This is a genomic window from Kitasatospora sp. NPDC059648, assembly GCF_042734825.1.
Classification (GTDB): domain Bacteria; phylum Actinomycetota; class Actinomycetes; order Streptomycetales; family Streptomycetaceae; genus Kitasatospora.
On the sequence record NZ_JBHWDU010000246.1, the window covers coordinates 1 to 1,044 of the forward strand.

The 1,044-nt window shown below is 71.8% G+C and carries 1 protein-coding gene and 2 pseudogenes; all 3 read left to right on the forward strand.

Going from position 1 to position 1,044, the window contains the following annotated elements; translation table 11 throughout:
• Positions 1-94, forward strand: a pseudogene (locus tag ACFV1W_RS40740) (roadblock/LC7 domain-containing protein); the annotation flags it as partial.
• Positions 95-255: 161 nt separating this feature from the next.
• Entirely contained in the window at positions 256-924 is a 669-nt protein-coding gene (locus ACFV1W_RS40745; protein WP_380422636.1) for a DUF742 domain-containing protein, read from the forward strand.
• Positions 905-1,044 (forward strand): annotated as a pseudogene (locus ACFV1W_RS40750) (ATP-binding protein); the annotation flags it as partial. The gene ACFV1W_RS40745 and the pseudogene ACFV1W_RS40750, both read left to right, overlap by 20 nt.

Below are 1,044 nucleotides of genomic sequence, written 5' to 3' on the forward strand. Positions count from 1 at the left end.
CGTCGGCTACGAGATGGCCCTGCTCGTCGACCGAGCCGGCGCCGTCCTCACCCCCGCACTCCGCGCGGAACTCCAGGGCAGTCTCCTGCACTGACGGTTCGTCGGATACCGTCCAGGTATTCGAAGTACCTCCGCGTCCTTCCCGGGCCCGCTTCGGCGGGCTCGGGTTCGGACGTCGTACGGCCTTCGCACCACAGGCTCCGGACTCGTACCGAAGCTCGCACCGCACCGCCGCACCTTGTGAGGAGAGGAACCGTGACACCGCCCGACGACCGCAGCGGCCAGTACGGCGTTCCGTACCCTGGCACAGGCCATGACGCCTTCGGAGCACCCGGCGCCGGCCACGGTCAGCCGTACGATCGGCAGCAGTACGGACAGCCCCAACAGGACCCGTACGCCCGACCCGAGCAGCAGTACGGCCAGTACGGCCAGGCCGACCCGTACTCCCGGCCGCAGCCGGCCTTCGACGCCCCGCCGGCCGGCTACCCGGCGTCGGCGCCCGGCCCGGCGCCCGCCCGGGCTCCCGGCCACCAGCCGGCCCAGGAACCCGGGCACGTCGAGGAGTTCGAGGACGAACCGGACTCCGGCCCGCTGATCCGACCGTTCGCCATGACCGGCGGTCGCACCCGGCCCCGCTACGAGCTCGCGCTGGAGGCCCTGGTCTCCGCCGACGTCGACCCGCAGCGCCTGGCCACCCTCCTCCCGGAGCACCAGCGGATCTGCACCCTGTGCAGAGAGGTGAAATCCGTCGCCGAGGTCTCGGCGCTGCTCTCCCTTCCCCTGGGAGTGGCCCGCATCCTCGTGGCCGACCTGGCCGAAGCCGGCCTGGTCGCCATCCACCAGCCCGCTTCCGGCGGCGAATCCGGAAACCAGCCCGACGTCACGCTGCTCGAAAGGGTCCTCAGTGGACTTCGCAAGCTCTAACGCGGCCGCCCCCACCCGCGCCACCACCTCCGCGAAGATCGTCATCGCGGGCGGCTTCGGTGTCGGCAAGACCACGCTCGTCGGCGCCGTCTCCGAGATCAACCCCCTGCGCACCGAAGC